The following is a 3,766-nucleotide window of genomic DNA, read 5'->3' as shown; positions in this document are numbered from 1 at the left end:
TTATGTGAAACACCCATCTTCTTCGCAAACGCACGAACCAATAAACCCTCACGATGCTTCTTGGTCATAGTTGCTCCTTGCCTTCTTCTCTGCCATAAGAAGTAAGAGTTTACTGTGTTACGAATGATTGACAATCGGGTATAATCGGGTATATATTCCGGTATGAAAACAGATACACTCCAAATTACACAAGAATTGTTGGCTCTCATTACTGAGATTGATGAGTTCAAAGGGGCATGGCGCGCTCTTGGTACTCTTGCACCTGAGCGATTGAACGCCCTTCGCCATATTGCTACTGTTGAAAGTATTGGATCTTCTACACGCATTGAAGGGAGTAAGTTAACAGACCGCGAAATCGAACAGCTTTTGGTAAACTTAGAAATTAAACGTTTCAAGAGTCGTGATGAACAAGAAGTTATCGGTTATGCCAAGGTTATGGAAACAATCTTTCAATCTTGGAGTGATATTTCTATTACTGAAAATCATATTAAACAACTTCATTGTGATCTTTTGTGTAATAGTGAGAAAGATCAACGACATCGAGGTGAATATAAGACTTTACGCAATGATGTAGCAGCATTTAATTCTCAAGGGAAAATGGTTGGCATTGTTTTTGAAACAGCTACACCATTTGATACACCATACCGAATGCAAGAGCTTATTACTTGGTTCAATAAAACCAATGAATTAAAGGATCTTCATCCTTTACTTACGATTGGTATTTTTAATGTAACATTTTTAGCTATTCATCCTTTTCAAGATGGAAATGGACGTTTAAGCCGTATCTTAACCACCCTTCTTTTGTTACAAAAAGGTTATGTTTATGTACCATATTCATCACTTGAAAGCATTATTGAGAATAATAAAGAAAGCTATTACTTAGCTTTAAATCAAACTCAAAAAACAATTTATACTAAAACACCCAATTGGGAGCCTTGGATACTCTTTTTTTTACGTGCTCTACAAAAACAAAAACGCCAATTAGAAATAAAAATAGAGAGTGAAAAAAATGCTCTTTTTTCCTTATCTGAATTGGCTCTTAATATTCTTGATTATGTGCGTAATCACGGACGTGTTACAACCCGCGATATGGTGCGTGAGGTTGGTGCAAGCGCTAATACACTTAAAGTAACTTTTACATCATTAGTTGAAAAAGGTCTTTTGATACGTCATGGTGGTGGACGATCAACTTGGTATAGTGCACCTTAATTTTATTGCCGTCTTAACCACCTCCCCGCCTAAAAGACGAGGAGATAAAATTATGTTGTAGGTCTAAGCTACTTTTGCAATCGGGTTCTCCAAAGTAGGAACATAGGCTCGCAACAAAGAATCCATGCTATGCGGTAGTTCTGAATCTCCAAAATTTGTAATCATTGCCAAAATTCTGAGTGCATTTGGTGATTCATCTTGAAGTTTTAAAATCAAAACCTTTTCTACCAGACTCATGATGTCAACCAAAGCAGTACATTCTTTGTCGTTAATATTTTCATCATTAGAAAATTGAAACAACGCTATCCACAAATCGCATAAGAAGTCGACACTGGTGTTCATTGTACACCTCCATGGATTTGTTCTCTCAAACATGCCAATCCTTTTGGTGTGATTTTTGTTGAAGAGAGCACCTTTTCTGTACCATCCGGTCTTTGAATGGTGATAGCAGGACAGTCCATGAATCCTTTCTTGACCTTATCCTGATAAGGTAACAGCGGCGCCCCTAGAGCCCATCGATACACCCAATCATGTTTACGCAAGTAATCAGTTAAATCCTTTGGTCTTACTTCCAACATCTTTGCTGATTCAATAAGACCGAATAAACCATCAGAGCGCTTTAAGCCATCCAAAGCTTTTGCTTTTGGTGTCAATTCTGCAATCACATGATCTTTATGTTCTATTTGGCTTTGTAGATGATTCAAAACACCAAGCAATGCTTCCGGTTTGGAATAGTCAACTTGTGATGCAGTTATCTGTGGTGTTGCTACTTGCTTCAAAAGCCGTTCACATTTGATAAAGTATAAACGAGCTTCTCTACCTTTCTTATTGTTCTCAAGCATAGAAAGCTCTTTTGCTACATTTAGTGTAAGATAATATTCTTTTAACACTACATTTTGACGTTCGCCAGTTTTGGCGAGCGTTAAAATATAATCTATTCCCTCTTCTAAATTGTATTTGATAATACGGTCTTTAATCCAATTGGAAAAGTCTCGTTTTGCCTCTAAGAATGCGTGCAGATTACGTGCATTTACTGTTTGAACAATTTCCTGTCCAACAGTTTGTTCCGATATCGGAATAAGAGTGTTCATTGTGAACTCCTTATGGTTAAATGTTTTCATTGACACCTTAGAAAGGTATCGGGCGCTGAAAACACGGCCATAAGTCCGTCGTTATGCTTTCCCCCGAAAGGGTATTTTATGGCATAACCACACCCGACAAGACCAGTATACGCCATACGCATATAATGAGTCAAAGCCTTCAATGTACGGAAAAAGATTGTATCGGCAATCCATCCGCTTATGGTTTTAAGGTGTTTTCAGGCACCTGATTCGAAGATACCTATTACTGTAGAATTGTCAAGTAATAAAAATTACTTTTTGCTAAGAAAACGTTTCACATACTGTACAGTGTACATATTGAAATCATTATTTATCAATGAGTTAAATGTACAATGTACAGTCAAATTGAAAATTCTGTCGCTAGCGATAGTTCGCGCTAGCCTGCCCCGCAACGAAGCCAACCCGCTGGGAAGTACCTTTTGAATTGATTTTATTACGTTTTTTTGAAATGGAAGAGGCATAATTGGCAATCTACTTTAAATTAACATCCTCTCCACTCTGAAAGTGGAGAAGATGGGATTATGTTTTAAATCTAAGCAGCTTTTGTGACAGATCTAGCTAACACCTGTTTTGCTTCTTTAATGAGGGCTTTATATTTTCTATTTTCTTCATCTACTCTGAAAGCATCAACAAGACGCACATGGATAGGACCTAAAAGATACAAAGCTTTTTCACCAGCGTTCATTCCCTCCCAATAACTTGGCAAATCAAAGCGTGTATCATTATCGTAATCGGTCTGTTCTTGACTCTCGAGTTCTATCCAGCGATCAATGATCTTAGCACGCAACACTGTACTGTATCCTGAAATTAAGATAAGGCATTCACGCTTAGGTAGGTTGTAGCAGACTAATTTACGTCCTGTAGAATCCTTATAATTTCCTTGAAATTTACTCACCTCAATTTTGAGGTCAGTACATATTTGTCGAATATCTCTTACAATATTGTCATGCCTTTTATCACATAATTCCGCAATTTCACGGCTAGACATTGTTAACGTGGTTTGGGTATTTACTAAATTGTTCATAACGAACTCCTATCTACTTAGATGTCTTCTATTCATACCTCAAGGGGTATCGGGTGCTAGAAAACACGGTAGATAGTCCGTCGTTATGCTTTTCCCAAAAGGGTATTGTATAGCATAACTACACCCGACGAGATCATTATATGCGATGAGCATAGAATGAGTCAAAGCCTTTAATATGCGGAAAATAAACTGTTTCGGCAATCTATCCGCTATCTATCAAGGTGTTTTCTAGGCACCTGATTTAACGATATATGTTTTTCGTGAATCTTGTCAAGTAATAAGATTGCTGTGAGTAGTGTGGTGACATAGCTTAAGAACACTATTTAGCTTTCTTATTGGCAGCATATTCTTGACGAGCAAGTTGGTACTGTATGTTTTTGATTAGTCTTTCATTGGCTTCGTTTACAATAGC

Annotated in this window: 4 protein-coding genes; 1 reads left to right on the top strand and 3 read right to left on the bottom strand. The window is 37.4% G+C overall.

Features of this window, described 5'->3' with window-relative positions; translation table 11 throughout:
• Window positions 1–162 precede the first annotated feature (162 nt).
• Window positions 163–1,209 (top strand): Fic family protein, encoded by a 1,047-nt coding sequence (locus ACFIQE_RS09005; RefSeq protein WP_375707579.1) that lies wholly within the window; start codon window positions 163–165, stop codon window positions 1,207–1,209.
• A gap of 63 nt (window positions 1,210–1,272) precedes the next feature.
• Here ACFIQE_RS09005 and ACFIQE_RS09000 read toward each other — a convergent pair whose 3' ends face one another.
• The 3 genes from ACFIQE_RS09000 to ACFIQE_RS08990 form a co-directional block, all read right to left on the bottom strand.
• Window positions 1,273–1,551, bottom strand: a complete 279-nt coding sequence (locus tag ACFIQE_RS09000; RefSeq protein WP_375641119.1) for a hypothetical protein — start codon at window positions 1,549–1,551, stop codon at window positions 1,273–1,275.
• A complete protein-coding gene (locus tag ACFIQE_RS08995; RefSeq protein ID WP_375707578.1) occupies window positions 1,548–2,300 on the bottom strand; it encodes an antA/AntB antirepressor family protein in 753 nt (250 codons plus the stop codon). Before ACFIQE_RS08995 ends, ACFIQE_RS09000 begins: the two co-directional genes overlap by 4 nt.
• Before the next feature lie 562 nt (window positions 2,301–2,862).
• Complete coding sequence (locus ACFIQE_RS08990) at window positions 2,863–3,354, bottom strand: Rha family transcriptional regulator (RefSeq protein WP_375707577.1); 492 nt, start codon at window positions 3,352–3,354, stop codon at window positions 2,863–2,865.
• Window positions 3,355–3,766: the final 412 nt, after the last annotated feature.

Origin of the sequence: Bartonella sp. AA1HLJMS, assembly GCF_042197445.1 — a bacterium.
Lineage (GTDB): Bacteria > Pseudomonadota > Alphaproteobacteria > Rhizobiales > Rhizobiaceae > Bartonella.
This window is presented reverse-complemented; position numbering and strand designations above follow the sequence as displayed.

Excerpts from the sequence above, each read along its gene's own strand:
- ACFIQE_RS09005 (WP_375707579.1), top strand. The coding sequence starts at position 163 with ATGAAAACAGATACACTCCAAATTACACAAGAATTGTTGGCTCTCATT.
- ACFIQE_RS08990 (WP_375707577.1), bottom strand. The coding sequence starts at position 3,354 with ATGAACAATTTAGTAAATACCCAAACCACGTTAACAATGTCTAGCCGT.
- ACFIQE_RS09000 (WP_375641119.1), bottom strand. The coding sequence starts at position 1,551 with ATGAACACCAGTGTCGACTTCTTATGCGATTTGTGGATAGCGTTGTTT.
- ACFIQE_RS08995 (WP_375707578.1), bottom strand. The coding sequence starts at position 2,300 with ATGAACACTCTTATTCCGATATCGGAACAAACTGTTGGACAGGAAATT.